This window comes from Herbiconiux liangxiaofengii (assembly GCF_041927335.1).
Lineage (GTDB): Bacteria > Actinomycetota > Actinomycetes > Actinomycetales > Microbacteriaceae > Herbiconiux > Herbiconiux liangxiaofengii.
Window position 1 is genome coordinate 1 of record NZ_JBHFHD010000017.1, and the last position, 16,837, is coordinate 16,837.

The 16,837-nt window shown below is 66.6% G+C and carries 19 protein-coding genes; 12 read left to right on the forward strand and 7 right to left on the reverse strand.

What is annotated here, in order from left to right:
• Positions 1-219 precede the first annotated feature (219 nt).
• Complete coding sequence (locus ACEXOR_RS16990) at positions 220-639, reverse strand: Asp23/Gls24 family envelope stress response protein (protein ID WP_374850926.1); 420 nt, start codon at positions 637-639, stop codon at positions 220-222.
• A gap of 279 nt (positions 640-918) precedes the next feature.
• On the opposite strand from ACEXOR_RS16990, the gene ACEXOR_RS16995 reads away from it, so the two are divergent.
• The 4 genes from ACEXOR_RS16995 to ACEXOR_RS17010 all read left to right on the forward strand — a co-directional run bounded on the left by ACEXOR_RS16995 (position 919) and on the right by ACEXOR_RS17010 (position 5,589).
• Positions 919-1,359, forward strand: a complete 441-nt coding sequence (locus tag ACEXOR_RS16995) for a pyridoxamine 5'-phosphate oxidase family protein (RefSeq protein WP_374850927.1) — start codon at positions 919-921, stop codon at positions 1,357-1,359.
• Positions 1,356-2,219: a universal stress protein gene (locus ACEXOR_RS17000; protein WP_374850928.1), complete on the forward strand. Its 864-nt coding sequence runs from the start codon at positions 1,356-1,358 to the stop codon at positions 2,217-2,219. Before ACEXOR_RS16995 ends, ACEXOR_RS17000 begins: the two co-directional genes overlap by 4 nt.
• A 110-nt stretch (positions 2,220-2,329) precedes the next feature.
• Positions 2,330-2,914 (forward strand): DoxX family protein, encoded by a 585-nt coding sequence (locus tag ACEXOR_RS17005; RefSeq protein WP_374850929.1) that lies wholly within the window; start codon positions 2,330-2,332, stop codon positions 2,912-2,914.
• Positions 2,914-5,589 (forward strand): cation-translocating P-type ATPase, encoded by a 2,676-nt coding sequence (locus ACEXOR_RS17010; protein ID WP_374850930.1) that lies wholly within the window; start codon positions 2,914-2,916, stop codon positions 5,587-5,589. The genes ACEXOR_RS17005 and ACEXOR_RS17010 overlap by 1 nt, the downstream gene beginning before the upstream one ends.
• A gap of 9 nt (positions 5,590-5,598) precedes the next feature.
• On the opposite strand, the gene ACEXOR_RS17015 is transcribed toward ACEXOR_RS17010, so the two are convergent.
• Positions 5,599-6,003, reverse strand: a complete 405-nt coding sequence (locus ACEXOR_RS17015) for a VOC family protein (RefSeq protein WP_374850931.1) — start codon at positions 6,001-6,003, stop codon at positions 5,599-5,601.
• A 35-nt stretch (positions 6,004-6,038) separates the two neighbouring features.
• On the reverse strand, positions 6,039-6,596 hold the full coding sequence (locus ACEXOR_RS17020; RefSeq protein WP_374850932.1) for a universal stress protein: 558 nt from the start codon (positions 6,594-6,596) through the stop codon (positions 6,039-6,041).
• A 149-nt stretch (positions 6,597-6,745) separates the two neighbouring features.
• Between ACEXOR_RS17020 and ACEXOR_RS17025 the strand changes: the two genes are divergently transcribed.
• Both ACEXOR_RS17025 and ACEXOR_RS17030 read left to right on the forward strand, forming a co-directional pair.
• Complete coding sequence (locus ACEXOR_RS17025; protein WP_374850933.1) at positions 6,746-7,480, forward strand: glucose 1-dehydrogenase; 735 nt, start codon at positions 6,746-6,748, stop codon at positions 7,478-7,480.
• Positions 7,480-8,037: a hypothetical protein gene (locus ACEXOR_RS17030; RefSeq protein WP_374850934.1), complete on the forward strand. Its 558-nt coding sequence runs from the start codon at positions 7,480-7,482 to the stop codon at positions 8,035-8,037. The genes ACEXOR_RS17025 and ACEXOR_RS17030 overlap by 1 nt, the downstream gene beginning before the upstream one ends.
• On the opposite strand, the gene ACEXOR_RS17035 is transcribed toward ACEXOR_RS17030, so the two are convergent.
• Positions 7,986-8,645, reverse strand: a complete 660-nt coding sequence (locus ACEXOR_RS17035; protein ID WP_374850935.1) for a response regulator — start codon at positions 8,643-8,645, stop codon at positions 7,986-7,988. The genes ACEXOR_RS17030 and ACEXOR_RS17035 overlap by 52 nt on opposite strands.
• A gap of 13 nt (positions 8,646-8,658) precedes the next feature.
• Positions 8,659-10,371 carry a GAF domain-containing sensor histidine kinase gene (locus ACEXOR_RS17040; protein ID WP_374850936.1) on the reverse strand — a complete coding sequence of 571 codons (1,713 nt, stop codon included), beginning with the start codon at positions 10,369-10,371 and terminating at the stop codon, positions 8,659-8,661.
• Positions 10,372-10,508: 137 nt separating this feature from the next.
• On the opposite strand from ACEXOR_RS17040, the gene ACEXOR_RS17045 reads away from it, so the two are divergent.
• On the forward strand, positions 10,509-11,402 hold the full coding sequence (locus tag ACEXOR_RS17045) for a universal stress protein (RefSeq protein ID WP_374850937.1): 894 nt from the start codon (positions 10,509-10,511) through the stop codon (positions 11,400-11,402).
• Positions 11,403-11,429: 27 nt separating this feature from the next.
• On the opposite strand, the gene ACEXOR_RS17050 is transcribed toward ACEXOR_RS17045, so the two are convergent.
• Both ACEXOR_RS17050 and ACEXOR_RS17055 read right to left on the reverse strand, forming a co-directional pair.
• Positions 11,430-12,143: a VIT1/CCC1 transporter family protein gene (locus ACEXOR_RS17050; RefSeq protein WP_374850979.1), complete on the reverse strand. Its 714-nt coding sequence runs from the start codon at positions 12,141-12,143 to the stop codon at positions 11,430-11,432.
• Positions 12,144-12,171: 28 nt separating this feature from the next.
• On the reverse strand, positions 12,172-12,678 hold the full coding sequence (locus ACEXOR_RS17055) for a universal stress protein (RefSeq protein ID WP_374850938.1): 507 nt from the start codon (positions 12,676-12,678) through the stop codon (positions 12,172-12,174).
• A gap of 127 nt (positions 12,679-12,805) precedes the next feature.
• Between ACEXOR_RS17055 and ACEXOR_RS17060 the strand changes: the two genes are divergently transcribed.
• From ACEXOR_RS17060 to ACEXOR_RS17080, 5 genes are all read left to right on the forward strand, one after another.
• The gene (locus ACEXOR_RS17060; protein ID WP_374850939.1) at positions 12,806-13,372 is read left to right on the forward strand and encodes a flavodoxin family protein; all 567 of its coding nucleotides are present in this window, start codon (positions 12,806-12,808) and stop codon (positions 13,370-13,372) included.
• Entirely contained in the window at positions 13,369-14,592 is a 1,224-nt protein-coding gene (locus ACEXOR_RS17065; protein ID WP_374850940.1) for an Acg family FMN-binding oxidoreductase, read from the forward strand. Before ACEXOR_RS17060 ends, ACEXOR_RS17065 begins: the two co-directional genes overlap by 4 nt.
• A gap of 8 nt (positions 14,593-14,600) precedes the next feature.
• A complete protein-coding gene (locus tag ACEXOR_RS17070; RefSeq protein ID WP_374850941.1) occupies positions 14,601-15,053 on the forward strand; it encodes a hypothetical protein in 453 nt (150 codons plus the stop codon).
• A complete protein-coding gene (locus ACEXOR_RS17075; RefSeq protein WP_374850942.1) occupies positions 15,050-16,192 on the forward strand; it encodes a hypothetical protein in 1,143 nt (380 codons plus the stop codon). The genes ACEXOR_RS17070 and ACEXOR_RS17075 overlap by 4 nt, the downstream gene beginning before the upstream one ends.
• Before the next feature lie 108 nt (positions 16,193-16,300).
• Complete coding sequence (locus ACEXOR_RS17080) at positions 16,301-16,828, forward strand: DUF1003 domain-containing protein (protein WP_374850943.1); 528 nt, start codon at positions 16,301-16,303, stop codon at positions 16,826-16,828.
• Positions 16,829-16,837 lie beyond the last annotated feature (9 nt).

Here is a 16,837-nt window from a genome sequence, read left to right on the forward strand (position 1 = left end):
AGCAGCATTACGGTGAGACACGAAGACCTCCGGCAGTGGTGATGGAACCTAGACAGCTCCAACCCTCCACCGGAGGTCTTCGTCACTTCAAGACATCACACATCAACCAACGTCCCTGGGCAGTACAGCTAGATGCTTCGAGAGCGGATTCAAGTTGGGTTCTGCCGAGGGCTCTCAAGGAAATTTTCTGCATGCCACGATCCGGTCGGGGTTGGTGGCTCAGGCTGTGGGGGTCTCGGAACCGGCATCGCCGTTGTCTGCGGGAGTGTAGATGTCGTTGATGGTGACGTTCACGGCCGTGACCTCCATTCCGACGATGGTCTCGACGGCGAGGATGACGGCGGAGCGGACGTCGGAGGCGACCTTCTGGAGACTGATCGGGTACTCGGCGGAGAGCGTGACGTCGACACTGACGGTGTTGTCGGTCAGCGTCACCGAGACGCCCTGGCTGTGGTCGGTGTTGTTCAGGGCTCCGCGCACTACACCGATGACGCGTGTCGCGGCGCCGCCGAGATCGTGGACTCCAGCGACATCGTGGGCGGCGATGCCGGCGACTTTGCTGACGACTCCCTGGTCGATGACCGTGGTGCCGAGCTCGCCGGTGGTCGAGATGATGGGGGCGGTGGATGTTGCAGACATGATTGGCTCCTCTTCGCCCGTCGCCGGGCATCGCGGATACCTGCTCATGCACGTATTGATACGTTCATGCCGCAGGCTCCTGAGATCGAACCTACGAACTACCGGTGCCCGTCTGAAGGGTCGAAGGTCCCTAGGTCGAATGTCCGCGGGTCTGTGACCGAGTGCCCTAGCCGTGTGACTTGAGAATGGCGCGCAAACTTCTGGGACCTTGTGCCCCTCGTTCGTGAAGTTCTCCGCACAGACTGTCCTTCCCCCCGTCACCGATTTGAGGACATCGACATGAGTACCAACCCCTACCTTCACGTTTCCGAGATTCCACCGGTACTCGGTGACACCGAGACACTCCACGCTGAGGAGTGCTGGCGTCTCCTCTCCGAGACCAAGGTCGCGCGCCTGGCCGTGTGCGATGACCTCGGAGCCGACATCTTCCCGATCAACTACCTCGTCGAGTCGGAAGCGATCTTCTTCCGCAGCGCTCCCGGAACGAAGATCGTCGACCTCACGAAGCGTCCCGGTGTCGCCGTGGAGATCGACGGCACCGACGCGGGCAAGCGGTTCAGCGTCGTCGTACGCGGGGACGCTCACCGTCTGAACGACGACGTTCAGATCACCGAGTCGGGGGTGAGCGATCTGCCCACCATGACCGGGTCGGACAAGTGGAACTACTTCGAGATCACGCCCCGAACCGTCACGGGTATTCGATTCAGGATGAGCCGATGAGCGGGCAGAGCATCGTCGTCGGTATCGACGGCTCTCCCGCGAGCGGTGAAGCGTTGAACTGGGCGATCCGCGAAGCACTCGTGCGGGAGGCACGCCTGGAGCTCGTGACCGTCATCACCCCCGAGCTGGCATCCGAACCCGAGTTGGAAGTCGGGTCCCTGGACGCCGCGACCGAGGTTCTCCGGGAGGCGGAAGCCAAGGCGGAGGCCGCCGGCGTGCCTGCCTCAATCTCGGCGGTTCGTGGACAGCCGGCCGAGACGCTCATCGACCGGTCCGAGGACGCACTGTTCCTGGTCGTGGGCACCCGCGGACGCGGCGGGTTCGCCGGGCAGCTGATGGGTGGCGTCTCGTCGACCCTCGCAGCCCATTCCCACTGCCCGACCGTGGTCGTGCCCGACAAGGACACGAACCCCATGTATCCGCAGCGCACCGACGGGATCGTGGTGGCAGTCGAACCCGGTCTGATCGATGAGGCTGTGTGGGCCGGGGCGGAGATGGCATCCACGCACGACCTGCCCTTGACGTTGACCGCGGTGCGCGCCGACACCCTCGGAGGAGCGCGATGGCTGCCCGACGCCTACACCGAAGACCCTTACCCCGGTGAAGTCGATGACCTGATGGACAAGACGACAGCGGCAGTCGCATCCGAATATCCCGCGCTCACCATTCGGCACCACGTTCTCGTCGGAAACCCGGCGCACCTCCTCGTGGGCGCCACCGAGACGGCTGAGCTGATGATCCTCGGCACCCGCGGTCACTCGGGGTTCGCCGGTCTGCTGTGGGGTTCCGTCAGCCAGCACGTGCTGCAGAACGCTCGCTCGATCACGATGATTGTGCGCGGTCACCCCACCCGGAGTTGAGCTGTTCACCTCCCGGTGAGCCCTTTGGGACCTAGTGCTCTGGTTGCTGGGTTCACCGGCCGCGAGTCTGGAGTCGAGGCCAAACCGGGCGTCACGTACTGGAGGCACCCATGACTATTCGCACCGATCACAACCACCAGGCGACAGGCTCGTTCGGATCGGCCGGCCCCACCGGCGAGACCCATCTGGTCACGAGCGGAGCGGGGAGGCGCGTTCTCGCCGTCCTCCGTCTGGCCATCGGGTTCATCTTTCTCTGGGCGTTCCTCGACAAGACCTTCGGGCTCGGGTTCTCCACCCCGGCCGAGCGCGCCTGGGTCGCCGGTGGCACACCCAGCCAGGGCTTCCTGCTCAGTGACGGGGTGGCGGGGCCGCTGAAGGGGTTCTTCGCCGCGATCGCCAGCCCGGCGAGCGACATCCTGTTCCAGCTCGCCATGCTCGGCATCGGGGTCGCCGTGATGGCCGGCATCGGCCTCCGGGTCAGCGCCGTGGTCGGCAGCGCCATCATGGTGCTGATGTACCTCGCGGAGTGGCCGTTCATGGCCAACGCCGCATCGACGAACCCCCTTGTCGACTACCACATCATCTACGCCCTCGTTCTGATCGTCGTCGCCGTGCTCGCGGCCGGTGACACCTGGGGTGCCGGGGCGCGGTGGAAGCGGCTGCCGATCGTGCAGCGGCTCCCCTGGCTCGTCTGATGACAGCAGCACCCCACACCCTTACCGGCGACGAGGTGCTGGCAGCACTGGCGACGGACTCCGCGGGGCTCAGCTCCGCGGAGACCGGGCGCCGCCTCGGCACGCACGGGCCCAATGCGCTCCCGTCGCCTCGGCCGCCGAATCCGGTCGTGACGTTCCTGAAGCAGTTCAACGACATCCTCATCTACGTGCTCCTCGCGTCGGCGATCGTCACGTTCCTCATCGGCGATTGGATCGATGCGAGCGTCATCCTCGCCGTGACGCTCATCAATGCGACCGTCGGTGTCGTGCAAGACGGTCGCACCCAGAAGGCCCTCGACGGCATCCGCGCGATGCTGTCGCTCAGCGCGAAGACGAAACGCGCCGGTCACTGGATCAACGTCGACGCGGCCGAGCTCGTCGCCGGTGACATCGTGCGGGTCGAGCCCGGCGACAAGATCCCGGCGGATGCTCGCCTCATCCACACCAGCACCCTTCGCGTCGATGAATCGGCGCTGACCGGCGAGTCTCTTCCCGCTGATAAGAACATCGCGCCCGTCCCCGCGCCGAGCGGCATCGGGGATCGCTACAACATGGTGTTCTCCGGAACCCACGTCACCGCCGGCGACGGTACCGCTGTCATCACGGCCACCGGCCTCGACACCGAGATCGGCCGCATCCACGTTCTCGTCACGGGCACGAAGAACACCGCCACGCCCCTGACCCGGCAGCTCGCCTCGTTCAGCAAGCGGATCTCGATCCTCATCGTGGCCGTCGCCGGGGTGATGCTGATCGTCGGACGGGTGATCCACGACCGCGACTTCACCCAGCTCATCCCTGCGACCATCGGCTTCGCCGTCGCGGCGATCCCAGAGGGATTGCCGGCACTGATCACCATCACTCTCGCCCTCGGCGTGCGGCAGATGGCGGCCCACAACGCGATCGTCCGCAAGCTGACCGCTGTCGAGACCCTCGGTTCGGTCACGACGATCTGCACCGACAAGACCGGAACCCTCACCCGCAACGAGATGACCGTCCGCACCGTCGTCACCGGCGTCGACCGCTACGCCGTCGCCGGCACCGGCTACGCGCCCTCCGGGTCGATCACCAGTGATCGGCACGAGGATGAGCCGCAGCATCCGGATCTCGACGCTATCGTGGAGGCCTTTGCGCTTTGCAATGACGCCCACCTGGTGGACAGCGACGGGGAATGGCAGATCGTCGGAGACCCCACCGAGGGTGCCCTGCGAACCCTGGCCGCGAAGGCATCATTCGATCGCAGCCCGTTCGAGCGCCTCGCTGTGGTGCCCTTCTCTGCGGAGTCGAAGTACATGGCCACCAGGCATCAGGGACCGGCCGGCGCGACACGCATCCTGCTGAAAGGCGCCCCCGGTGTCGTGCTCGACCGGTCCAGCCACGAACTCGGTGCAGACGGAACCCCGCAACCCCTCGACCGGGCACGCTGGGCACAAGTCATCGACGAACTCGGCGACCAGGGCTTCCGCGTGCTCGCCGCCGCCCGCTCCGACACCACCACCGACTCGACTGAACTCGACGACAACGAATTCGACTCCGGGATGGTGTTCCTCGGGGTCGCCGGCATCCTTGACCCGCCTCGGGCCGAAGCGGTCGCCGCCGTCGAGGTCATGCACTCCGCCGGCATCCGGGTGAAGATGATCACCGGCGACCACCCGGGCACGGCCCTCGCGATCGCGCGGGAGATGCGCATCGCCCACGCCGACTCCCCCGTGCTCACCGGCGACGCCATCGAGGCGATGACCGACGAGGAGCTCGCCGCCACCGCATCCGACGTGGATGTCTACGCCCGCACGAGCCCGGAACATAAGCTCCGCATCGTCGCCGCCCTGCAATCCCGAGGCGAGATCGTGGCCATGACGGGGGACGGCGTCAACGACGCCCCCGCCCTCCGCCGCGCCGACATCGGCGTCGCAATGGGCATCAAGGGCACGGAGACCACCAAGGAGGCCGCCGACATCGTGCTCGCCGACGACGACTTCGCCACCATCGGGCACGCCGTCGAAGAGGGGCGCCGCATCCGCGACAACCTGCAGAAATCGATCCTGTTCCTCCTCCCCACGACCTCCGCGCAGGCGCTCGTGCTGCTGCTGGCCGTGCTGATCGGATTCACCCTTCCGCTACAAGCAACCCAGATTCTCTGGGTCAACCTGATCACCGCCATCACCCTCTCGTTGGCCCTCGCCACCGAGCCGGCCGAGCCAGGCATCATGGGCCGGCCCCCGACCAGGCCCGGGCGCGGCATCCTCGACCGCAGCTACGTCGGCCGGATCGTGGTGGTGACCGCACTCATCACGGCCGCGACCATCGGAGTGTTCTTCTTCGAGACCAGCATCGGCTCCACCGAAGCCGAGGCCCAGACCACCGCCGTCACCATGCTGGTGCTCGGACAGCTCGCGTTCCTGTTCAACTGCCGGTTCCTGCGGGCCTCGAGCTTCCGCCCCGCGGTGCTAGTCGGTAACCGTGCGATCTACATCTCCGGCGGCATCCTCCTGCTGCTGCAGCTGGTGTTCGTCTACGCCCCGTTCATGCATCCCTGGTTCCACTCCGCACCGCTGGGCCTTCGCGAGTGGGCCTACACGGCGGGGATCGCGGCCCTGATCTTCGCCCTCACCGAGGCCGCGAAGGCCGCCGAACGTGCAATGAGGAAGTCGCAGTAGCGGCAGGGACTACCAACTGTAGAGGCGGGGGATGATCTGGTCACGGGGCAGCTGCTCGGGGCCCGGATAGACGATCATGATCGGCACACGATCCGGGCCGGGGCCCTCCACGATGTCGAAGCCATCCACATGCTGCTTCGTGACGTGGGGCGACTGGCGCCGGAGGACGTCCTCACAGCGAAGGAGGTCATCGGGGTCGTCGGCACTCCAGATCAGATACTGAACACCGATCGAACCGAGTGCGTGGGTCGCCCGCTTGCCCATGCTCCGCAGGTAGAGCTGATAGTGATCCGCGCCGACCAGCAGGGCCGCGGTCGAGTCTCTGACCGTCACCTCGAGCTGCAGAAGATCCTCGTAGAAGGCGACCGACCGGTCGAGGTCGGAGACGAACATGACGGCGGATGAGAGACGCACAATGGGTTCCTTGTCTGCTGTGTTGGATGTGGCGCTCAGTGCTTGTCGTCGTGGTGCATGATCAGCACCGGGCAGTGAGCGTACGCGGCGCAGGCGGCGCTGACCGACCCGAGGAGCAGCCCGGCGAAGCCGCCATGGCCGCGACTGCCGACGACGAGCATCTCGGCCCCTCGGCTCTCCTGAATCAGCACATCGGCAGCGCCGCCCTCTCGAATGGTTCGGCTGAACCATGCGGGAACCCCGTCTGGGAAGACCGCGGTGACGGCCTCGTCGAGCATCCGGATAGCGTCGCTTTCGGGTGACCTCTCGGAGACAGTGATGACCTGGTAGAAATCGAGGTTCTGCCAGGCAACGACCGCATCTACCAGGGCGTTCGAGGCGGTGGCGATGGTGATGGCCCGACGCAGCCCATTGATCGACTCGTCTGACCCGTCGAGGCCGACAACGACTCGGCCGGTGGGATTGGGTTCGGTTGTGGCGTGCTCAAAGGCATCTACTGTGAGTCCTGTTCCATCGACTCCGAACCGCGTCGCGCGCGCGTCGTCGTCAGCCGTCGGTGCGGTCGGTGCGGTCGGTGTCGGAGAAGTATCCATAATCGCAAGCTCTCATCATGAAGGGTCCGAGACCAGGGTCTTTGGTCATCAACTGGCATAAGGGCGGTTGGGACCATGTGCTCTGTTTCGTTCCGTTGCCGGCTGTGACGCTAGGCGAGTGGGGCTTTCGCTCCGGAATGTGGGATGTCATGGATCGCGTCACGAACAAGGTCGCTCTCATCAGTGGTGGAGCCCGAGGAATGGGGGCCGCCCACGCCCGACTGCTGCTGGCAGAGGGAGCATCGGTCATGATCGGTGATCTCCTCGATTCTGACGGAGAGAAGCTGGCCGTTGAACTCGGCGAGCGTGCCCAGTTCGTGCATCTCGACGTCACTCAGCCTGATGACTGGACGGCCGCCATCGATCAGGCCCTCAGCCGCTTCGGCCGGATTGACATCCTGGTCAACAACGCCGGCATCGCCAACGGTGCACCGATCGGTGAGTTTCCCCTGGATCTTTGGCGAAAGACCCTCGACATCAACCTCACCGGCGCGTTCCTGGGCATCAAGGCGGTGGTGCCACACCTCGTCGCACAGCAGAGCGGCTCCATCATCAACATCTCCTCAGTCGAAGGGTTGCGGGGCAGCGCCCACCTGCACGCCTACGTCGCGACGAAGTTCGCGCTCCGAGGCTTGACGAAGTCTGTGGCGGTCGAGGTGGCCGCATCAGGCGTGCGGGTGAACTCCATCCACCCCGGCTTCATCACCACCCCGATGACCTCCGGCATCTCCCCCTCCCAGCTACAGATCCCGATGAACCGTGCGGCCGATCCTCACGAGGTGTCGCAGCTCGTCCTGTTCCTCGCCAGCGATGAGTCGAGCTACTCCACCGGTTCCGAGTTCGTCATCGACGGCGGCCTGACCGCAGGCATCCCTCACGCCTGATGAACAACACCTACGCCGAAGTCGCACAAGGGCTCCTCACGGCAGGGACACCCGGATCCCACCGAGAGCTCGGGGGTTCCTGCGCCACGACGACAGAGCTCGCCGTCACCGCCTCTCTCTTCCTCCACCTGGCCGCGAGCTCCGCCGAATCCCTCCCGCGTCAGCAGGCTGCCCAGGACGAGGCAACGACTCTGTTGGTCTTCGGGCCGACCTGCGCTCCTCACCGGGTGGCCGAGAACGTCGCGGCCTCCTTGGGAGCCGGCAACTCCGTGCAGGTCGCCCTCTTCGCCCCTGCGGAGCCGCTGCTTCTCATCCTGTTCGCCACCTTGACCAGGCTGCTCCCAGAACGTTTCATGCTGCTGAGCGAGGGGTCGGGGTGGACGACGAGCTCCGCCGAAACCTCGATCGTCGTCGTCACGGATGCCGACGCATTCGTGAACAGCACCCCGTGGATCCATCACCGTGCCTCGACGGTGGATATATTCACCAGCGGCCTGATCGCCTTCTACCGGACGCCCGGGGTGGGCCCGACTGCGCGCGAGCGTGAGTCCTGGTGAAGGATGGCCGCGTGGGCGCGCCGGTGCAGGCCCAGCTTGCTGAGCAGCACCGAGACGTAGTTCTTCACTGTCTTCTCGGCCAGCGACATGCGGGCGCCGATCTCGCGGTTCGTCAGCCCGTCGGCGATGAGCGCCAGCATCTGCTGCTCCCGGGGTGTGAGGGAGCCGATGCGAGGGTCGATCGCGGCGGGTGCGGTGATGCGCTCGACGACCTTCAGCGTCACCCGGGGGTCGAGCAGCGTCTTCCCCGCCGCCACGATTCGTAGGGCGTCGATCAACCCGCTTCCGCGGATGTCCTTGAGCACGTAACCGGATGCGCCGGCGAGCACGGCGGCGCGCAGGGCGTCGTCATCGTCGTAGGCGGTGAGCATCAGGCATTTGATCTGCGGATGTCGCGACCGCACCTCGCGGCACAGATCGATGCCACTGCCATCGGGCAGCCGCACGTCGAGCAGCACCACGTCGGGGAGGGTGGCGGCGATGCGCGCCAGTCCCTGGGCCACGGTCGCGCCCTCACCGACGACCTGGATGTCGGATTCGGCCTCGAGCATGCCGGCGATGCCGCGGCGCACCAGCTCGTGGTCGTCGACGAGGAAGATTCTGATCATGGCGCTACCGCACTCACTCTTCGGGCAACTCGTAGGGGACGGCCCATCGCAGATGAGTGCCCGTCACCGGCAATCCCACACCAGCATCGGGGTTGAGGCGAAGCGAGCCGCCAAGCATCTCGGCGCGGTGGGTCATGTTGGCGAGCCCACTTCTGCGTCGGTGGTCTCCGACTCCGATTCCATCATCGGTGATGTCGACGACGACCCAACCGCCGGTGACCGTGACACCGACGGATGTGTGATCAGCCGAGGCATGCTTGGCCGAGTTGGTGAGTCCTTCACGGATCACCGCGATGACGTCGCGGGCAAGGGTGCCGGTGACCAGCAGATCGACTGGGCCGGAGAAGCTGACCTGGGGTGTGGAGCTGAGGCGGGAACCCAACTCGGTGGCCAGGTCGATGATGGAGTGCCGGACACCGCCCTCGGCCTCCCCCACGGGCGGAGAGAGCGCGAAGACGGCGGTTCTGATCTGCGAGATGCTGGCATCGAGATGACCGATCACCTCGCTGATGCGCGTCGCGGCAGGCGTGCCGATAAGGCCCCCCGCGATGCTCTGCAGCTCGAGCCCGGTACCGAATATCTGCTGAATGACGTGGTCGTGAAGGTCTCGTGCAATACGACCGCGATCTTCGAGAAGAAGGAGCCGCTGCTGGTCGACGCGAGCCTTGGCCAATTGCATTGCAACGCTTGCTTGGCCGGCGAAGTCGGCCGCCATCTCGAGGTCGGCTGTTGTGAAGCCCAGCGCGGGCGCAGTGCGAGCAACCACGAGCACACCCTCGGCCCGGCCGGCCGCCATGAGGGGGACCGCCATGAGGGGTCCCAGTTCCACACCATTGGGGAGGGTGATCCCGATGTCGTCGAGAAGTTCGGGCTGGCGCCCTTCCAGCACCCTCGTCACCTTCGTCGGGCTCACGGGCACCAAAGCCCCGCGAAGATCGCCGGCACCGATACCAGCCGCGACGTCGATGACCAGCTTCTCTGGCTGATCTGTGGGCATCAGCATGCACACCAGATCCGCGGCGGACAACTCCAACACGCGGTCGACGAGGAGCACGATCGAATCGCTCTGCTCCCCCGACAGAAGTGCGGATGTGATCTCCGCTGACGCGGCAGACCAGGCTTGACGTCGCTGCGTCTCGGCGAAAAGTCGAGCATTCTCGATCGCCACACCAGCGGTGGCGGCCAGAGCAGTGATGAGCCGGTCATCTTCGTCGTTGAAACCCCCGTCGGCTTTGTTGCTGAGGTAGAGGTTCCCGTAGACCTGGTCTCGGACCCGGATGGGTACGCCGAGAAATCCGCCCATGGGCGGGTGACCAACGGGAACTCCCGATGACCTCGGATCGTCGGCGATGCGGTGCAGGCGGATGGGACGGGGGTCATCGATCAAGGCCCCCAACAGGCCGTGCCCCTGCGGCAGGCGGCCGATTCGCTCGACGGCGGCCGCATCCATCCCGACATGGATGAACTGGTCGATGCCACCGTGAGCGGCGAGAACACCGAGGGCGCCGTAGTCGGCGCCGACGAGTTCGACAGCGGCTTGGACGATACGTTCCAGCACTACGGGCAGCTCGAGTTGCTCGACGACCGCGTGATTGGCTCGCAGCAGCGCCTCGAGCCCATTTGTCGAGGCACCGGGCACGTCCCCGCCGACAGCGGATTCGGCTCGTGCCGGCACCGGGGAGCCGCTGCGATGGGTGGAATTCAGGCGGAAGGGGTCTTCGGCCATGATGGAGTCGCCTCAGATCATCGTGCATCGAAGATGGCTGCTCATCAGAGCCGGCCTGGGCCCACCGTACGCCACGGGCATGAATACAAGGACCTTCTGCTCTGCCCTTGACGGCGCGGTGTTGAGATGCTTCACAGATGACCGGACCGTTGATACAGCAACCGCCAGGCTCGATTCTCGTCGGCGTGGATGGTTCTGCGCCAAGCCGCGCGGCCATCACCTGGGCAATGCGCCGCGGCGGCCTGACCGGGGCGGCGGTCGTGCTCGCACACATCATCAGCGACGACCTGACCGTCCCAGCGGCCTACATCGATCCCGACACGCGAAACACCGGGCTGGCATTTCTCCAAGTGGAGCTCGATTACGCCCACCTCATCGACCGAGACGTTTCCGTCCGAACTGAACTGCTCCAAGGTGACCCTCTGAGCCGGCTCGCCGCCGCATCCGAGCACATGGCGATGCTCGCCATCGGCACCCACAAGACCGGCTTTGTGCAAGGCCAAGTCTTCGGTTCGCGATTCATCCAGCTGGCCGGACTGGCATTCAGCCCCGTCGCATTCATCCCCAACTCCGCCAGCCATCGTCGAAAAGGTGTCGTGGTGGGCGTGGGAAACGCCGAGCGGGACGAGGAAACCATTCGGTTCGCCGCCCAGGAAGCTGACCGCTTGAATCAGGAGCTGATCATCATCCACTGCCGCCCCGCGATCAGCGACGACGTCGGCGGGGAGTCCCCTCACCGTTGGGACCCGGTGTGCGACGCCGCCGAGGTCATCGCCCGGCGAGACCACCCCGCACTCACCATCCGACGTCGAACAATCAACCGCCCACCCGCTGAAGGACTCGTCGACGGCTCGATGTCAGCCGCCCTCCTCGTGATCGGCCGGTCGCACCGAACCACGGATCACCCCGGATCGGTCGGGAGCGTCGTTCACGACGTCCTGCTCAACCTGGCAGGGCCGACCGTCGTCGTCCACGACACCGTTCCCCGGCGCCGCACGACGTTCGCCCACCACGCCGCACCGATCAGCTGACGCGGCGACCTGGTACCTGTCAGGTCGTCAGACCACGCCCGACGCTCCAAGGAGGAGGCCGACACCATAGGTGGCCGCGAGTGCGAGAGCGCCTCCGACGACCACGCGGATCATGGCGCGACGACGCGAACTTCCCCCGATCGCGGCAGAAATCGCGCCCGTCAGGGCCAATGCCATGAGTACGGCGATGAAAGTGACAGGTACCCGCCAGTCCTCGGGTGGCAGCAGGATCGCCAACATCGGCAGGATCGCCCCGATCGTGAAGGCGGCCGCTGACGCAGCTGCAGCGTGCCAGGGGCTCACGACGTCGTCTTCGTCGATGTTCAATTCGGCCGAGAGGTGTGCGGCGAGGGCGTCGTGCCGGGTGAGTTCGATGGCCACCTGCCGGGCCGTGCTCTCGCTGAGTCCGCGCGCCCGGTAGAGCCCGGTGAGCTCGTCGAGTTCTTCGTCGGGTATGTCGGCGAGCTCTCGCCGCTCCTTGGCGATGAGGGCGCGTTCGCTGTCGCTCTGGCTGCTCACCGAGACGTATTCGCCGAGCGCCATCGAGATGGCACCCCCGATGAGGCCGGCGAGTCCGGCGGTGAGGATGGGGCCCGTCGCCGAGGTCGCTCCGGCGACGCCGACGACGATCGCCGCCACGGAGACGATCCCGTCGTTCGCGCCCAGCACCCCCGCGCGCAGCCAATTCAGACGCTGCGCGATTCCACCCCGGTGCGGCTCACCGGCGTGGAACGGGGGCATCTGGTCGGCTCCGGCTGCCGTCACGTCGTCACACGCTCTCGGCGGTGTCCGGTTCGGCGTGCGGCACCACGAGAACGGGGCAACGGGCATGCCGCACGCACTGCTCGCTCACCGAGCCCAGAACCAGGCCCGCGAACCCGCCGAGACCACGTGAGCCGACCACGAGCATCCGGGCGCCCGCCGAAGCGGTGATGAGAACCTCCGCCGGCTGACCCAGCACGGCACGGTACTCGACCTCGCATCCGGGATAGCGGCCGACGACCGCCTCCGTGTCCGTCATCAGTTCCTGGCGAACCCTCTCGGTGACCTCCACGAACGACGCCGCGTACCCGTCGTGGAAGATCGCGCCCCGCGGTGCCGTGTCGATCGACCACGATCGCACGATCACGACGGATGCCGACAGCGCGACGGCGAGGTCGAGTGCCGTCACCAGGGCGTCGTCCGCCGAGTCGGAACCGTCGTGCCCGACGACGATGCCGGATGCCGCGGGGCCGTCGTGCGCGGGGGCGGGGGTCTCTGAAGGCTGGGAGCTCATGCCTCGACCCTACGCGTGCGGCCACCCGGTCGTCAGTGCCATTGGTCCCCATGCCACGACTCGGGACCAAGTGCTCTGCCCCGGATGATGCGGAGGAAGCATCCTGAAGACCACCAAGGGAGCACCCATGAGAGCACTAGTCGTCTACGAATCGATGTTCGGCAACACCCGCCAGATCGCCGAGGCCATTGCGGACGGTCTCGCCGACCACGGCGAGACCGCCGTGGTCAACATCAACAGCATCGCGGTCGGCGACGTCGAGGCGGCAGATCTCATGGTCGTCGGCGGGCCGACTCATGTGCACGGGATGTCTCGGGAGAGCACACGGGCAGAAGCGGTGACGTGGGCGCTCGACCCGGCCAAGCGCCTCACGCTCGAACCGGAAGCACCGGGCCGCGGCATCCGCGACTGGGTGCAGGATCCGGCCACGGTCGTCGCCCCGCTCTTCGCGGCCTTCGCGACCCGCGGCAACGTGCCCGTGATCCTCAGCGGTAACGCCGCCGTACAAATCGACAGAGCCCTGCACCGGCGGGCGACCCGTCGCGTGGTGCCCTCGGAGAACTTCATCGTCACCAACGACAACCACCTCCTGGGCGAGGAGATCATTCGGGCACGCGGCTGGGGTTGCCGAGTCGGCAAGGCCGCATCCGATCTCCTGGCCTCCACCGCAGCCACCCCCGGAGCTCGACTGTGACCCCACTGCAGTACACCCGCTCACGACCGCATCGCGGGCGCCGGGTCATCCTCATCGCCGGCGCATCCGTCGTCGGCCTTCTCGCGGGCGGCCTCGCCGTGATCCTCGGAGTGGGGGGCATCCTGGTGCCCGCCACCTATCTGCAACCGTGGAGCGCCGGCTACTCCCAGCAGTTCTCCGACCCGCGGATGAAGGTCGTCGCCCAGGCGCTTCTCGCCCCGAGCGGGCACAACATGCAGCCCTGGATCATCCGGCTCGACGACGCCGACCCCACCGTGCTGTCGCTGTATGCGGATGCCGACCGCCTCACCCCCGCGGTCGATCCGCTCGGCCGCCAGACGATGATCACGCAGGGGACCTTCCTCGCCTACCTCGAGGTGGCTGCCGCGAACCTGGGCTATTCGGCGTCGTTCGACCTGTTCCCGAACGGGGCGTTCGACGAGACCGAGCTCGATCGATCCATGCGCGAGCTCCCGGTCGCCCGGATCACGCTCGCACCGGATGCGACGGCGGAGACCTCCGACTACGGGTCGCTCTTCCTGTCGGACACGAACCGGGCTCCCTATACGGCAGACCCCCTGAGCGCAGCGCAGACGAAGTCGCTCGGCGAGCTGGACGCGGGTTCCGCCGCGACCCTCTCTGTGCTGACCGACCCGGACGATCTCGCGACGCTCGGGTCGCTCGCCGAGCAGGGCACCCGGATCGAAACGGAATACGCCGCAGCGACCTCGGAGAGCGACGCCGTCTTCCACAGCACCGAGCAGGCCAAGAACGACGCGCGATCGGGCTTCGCCGTCGAGGGTCAAGGCACCAGCGGGCTCATGAAGTACTTCCTCCAGGGATTGATCACCATCGTCCCGGCGGTGAACGACGATGCGACCGCCGCGACGAACGCGATCGCTCTCACCGCGGCCGGGGTCGCGAACACCGCCGCGTACGGACTCATCAGGACCACCTCGAACAGCCGCACCGAACAGGTCGAGGCCGGGATCCTCTACGCCCAGCTCAGCCTGCGCACGCGAACGCTCGGACTCGTCCTGCAGCCCCTCAGCCAGGTTCTGCAGGAGTACCCGACGATGGCCGCCCCCTACGCCGCGGTGCACGAGCAGTACGCACCCGGGGGCGGGACGATTCAGATGCTCGTGCGCATCGGCACTCCCACCACCGAGTTCCCGCCGACTATGCGACGAGACGCCACCTCCCTCCTGGCCGCGCCATGATGACGACCATGACCCATCGGGTGGTCGCCCAACGGGTTGTCGCCCACCGGGTACTCCTCGGCCTGCTGATCTTCGGTGCGGTGTCGGCGGCGGGTGGCTGCGTGCTCGGGGTCGTCTTCAACGGCGCCGGCGTGCCCCTCGCCTACCTCGACGGCACTCCGTTCCCGACGTTCGTGCTGCCCGGACTGATCCTGGGCATCGTGATCGGCGGCACCCAGGCCGCAGGCGCGATCGCAATCCTCCGCCGGCACCCGCGAGAGCTGGCCATCGCCGCCGCCGCGGGGTTCGGGATGATCATCTGGATCTTCGCCGAACTGGCCATCATCACGGAGTACTCGTTCCTGCAGACGATCTACTTCGCACTCGGCATCGCCGAGCTCCTCCTCGTACTCCTGATCACCGGAGTACTCACCGCATCCCGTTCGCACTCCCACAACCAGCCCGGAAAGGGCACACCATGAGCTTCCTGTCATCATCTCGCCGGATAGCCGGCGCCGCTCTCACCGTCGGCCTCCTCACCCTCGGTGCGGGAGCCGCCGCTGCAACGACCCCGACGCCTCCCCCGCCCACATCATCACCCTCAGAGTCGGGCACCTCGGAAGGCCCCCAGACGTACACCGGGTCGACGATCGACATCACCTCGGACATCGACGGCGACGTCTACGTGGCCGGGCAGAACGTGACCATCAGCGGCGACATCACCGGCGACGTGATCGCCGCAGCGCAGACCATCACCATCACCGGCACCATCGACGGCGACGTCCGTCTCGCCGCGCAGACCATCACCCTCAGCGGCGAGATCACGCGCAGCGGCACCGTCTTCGCCGCCGACGTCACCCTCACCGACACCGGGTCGTTCGGCGACGACATGGTCGGAGCGGCCAGCACGATCGACATCGCCGGCACAGTGGGCCGAGACGTCCTGATCGGCGTGGATCGTCTCACGATCGACGGCACGGTCGGCGGGGACGTCACCTACTCCAGCGACGACGATGCCTCCATCGCCGACGGCGCCGTCGCCGGCACGACCCAGCGCATCGCCCCACCCGAATCGGCCGAGGTCGAAGTCTCCCCGTGGGCCGTGTTCGCCGGCTGGCTCCTCGGTCTCCTCTACGCCCTGATCGCGCTGAGCCTCATCACCCTCGTCGCCGGCCTCCTCGCTCCCCGCGTGCTCAATCGGGTGACCGACCATCTCGTGCCCTCGCCCTGGAAAGCACTCCTCGTCGGATTCATCGCGGCGAACGTCGTACCCGCGGCACTGCTGTTCCTCCTCGTGACGGTCATCGGCGCACCCCTGGCCCTGGCCGGAATGCTGGTCTGGACAGTGCTCACGCTCGCAACCTTCGTCTACGGCGCCCACTACCTCGGGCGGCTCATCCTCCGCCGATCCACCCACCCCGTGGTGCAGACCCTCGTCGGCGGCGCGATCCTCATAACGGCCCTGCAGATCCCGTGGCTGAACATCCTCGTCGTCGTCGCGATGATCTCCTTCGGCCTCGGCGCCCAGCTCCTCGAGTTCTACCGCCGCCGGCCGTGGGCCGCCAGGCCGGTGCCCGCAGCCACCTACAGAGCTGCCGAAGCATCACCCACGACTCCGTAATGTGACGACTGCGCGGTCGAGCGGAGCCTTCGCTCTTCTGCAGGTCGAGCACGACTCAGGACCAAGTGCTCTGTCGCTGCGGTTCCGGAGCACGCATCCTGAAGACACATGAACACACCAGGAGTCAGACCTCACCTCGTCGCCCACCACCGCGTGAGTGCGCGCCCATCGCCCACGCAGAACTGGCATCGTGAGCACATCCAGACCCTCACCCGCGGTCAGCGGGCGGCCGACCGGCTGCGCAACGTCATGGGCAGCTGGGCGTTCGTCATCGGATTCCTCGTGTTCATGCTCGTGTGGGCTGCCTCCAACACGGTCGGTGCCGACTGGGATCCATACCCATTCATCCTGCTGAACCTGTTCCTCAGCATGCTTGCGGGACTCCAGGGCGCCATCCTCCTCATCGCGGCGAAGCGCCAGGACGGCATCGCTGCGGCTCTCGCCCAACACGACTACGAGACCAACGTCGCAGCCCGGATCGACATCGAATCGGTTCTCGAGATCAACCGACAGCAGCTCGTGATGATCACAGAGCTCCGGGACATCATCACCCGCCGTGCGGATCCGACGTCGCCGACCGAGTCGCCCAGCTCGTCCCGCACCGTGGGAGCCTCGCCGGGCCGCTTGCTACAGTGAGCCGCACGC

Coding starts and splice junctions, on each gene's coding strand:
- ACEXOR_RS16990 (WP_374850926.1), bottom strand. CDS start 639: ATGTCTGCAACATCCACCGCCCCCATCATCTCGACCACCGGCGAGCTC.
- ACEXOR_RS16995 (WP_374850927.1), top strand. CDS start 919: ATGAGTACCAACCCCTACCTTCACGTTTCCGAGATTCCACCGGTACTC.
- ACEXOR_RS17000 (WP_374850928.1), top strand. CDS start 1,356: ATGAGCGGGCAGAGCATCGTCGTCGGTATCGACGGCTCTCCCGCGAGC.
- ACEXOR_RS17005 (WP_374850929.1), top strand. CDS start 2,330: ATGACTATTCGCACCGATCACAACCACCAGGCGACAGGCTCGTTCGGA.
- ACEXOR_RS17010 (WP_374850930.1), top strand. CDS start 2,914: ATGACAGCAGCACCCCACACCCTTACCGGCGACGAGGTGCTGGCAGCA.
- ACEXOR_RS17020 (WP_374850932.1), bottom strand. CDS start 6,596: ATGGATACTTCTCCGACACCGACCGCACCGACCGCACCGACGGCTGAC.
- ACEXOR_RS17025 (WP_374850933.1), top strand. CDS start 6,746: ATGGATCGCGTCACGAACAAGGTCGCTCTCATCAGTGGTGGAGCCCGA.
- ACEXOR_RS17030 (WP_374850934.1), top strand. CDS start 7,480: ATGAACAACACCTACGCCGAAGTCGCACAAGGGCTCCTCACGGCAGGG.
- ACEXOR_RS17035 (WP_374850935.1), bottom strand. CDS start 8,645: ATGATCAGAATCTTCCTCGTCGACGACCACGAGCTGGTGCGCCGCGGC.
- ACEXOR_RS17040 (WP_374850936.1), bottom strand. CDS start 10,371: ATGGCCGAAGACCCCTTCCGCCTGAATTCCACCCATCGCAGCGGCTCC.
- ACEXOR_RS17045 (WP_374850937.1), top strand. CDS start 10,509: ATGACCGGACCGTTGATACAGCAACCGCCAGGCTCGATTCTCGTCGGC.
- ACEXOR_RS17050 (WP_374850979.1), bottom strand. CDS start 12,143: ATGCCCCCGTTCCACGCCGGTGAGCCGCACCGGGGTGGAATCGCGCAG.
- ACEXOR_RS17055 (WP_374850938.1), bottom strand. CDS start 12,678: ATGAGCTCCCAGCCTTCAGAGACCCCCGCCCCCGCGCACGACGGCCCC.
- ACEXOR_RS17060 (WP_374850939.1), top strand. CDS start 12,806: ATGAGAGCACTAGTCGTCTACGAATCGATGTTCGGCAACACCCGCCAG.
- ACEXOR_RS17070 (WP_374850941.1), top strand. CDS start 14,601: ATGACCCATCGGGTGGTCGCCCAACGGGTTGTCGCCCACCGGGTACTC.
- ACEXOR_RS17075 (WP_374850942.1), top strand. CDS start 15,050: ATGAGCTTCCTGTCATCATCTCGCCGGATAGCCGGCGCCGCTCTCACC.
- ACEXOR_RS17080 (WP_374850943.1), top strand. CDS start 16,301: ATGAACACACCAGGAGTCAGACCTCACCTCGTCGCCCACCACCGCGTG.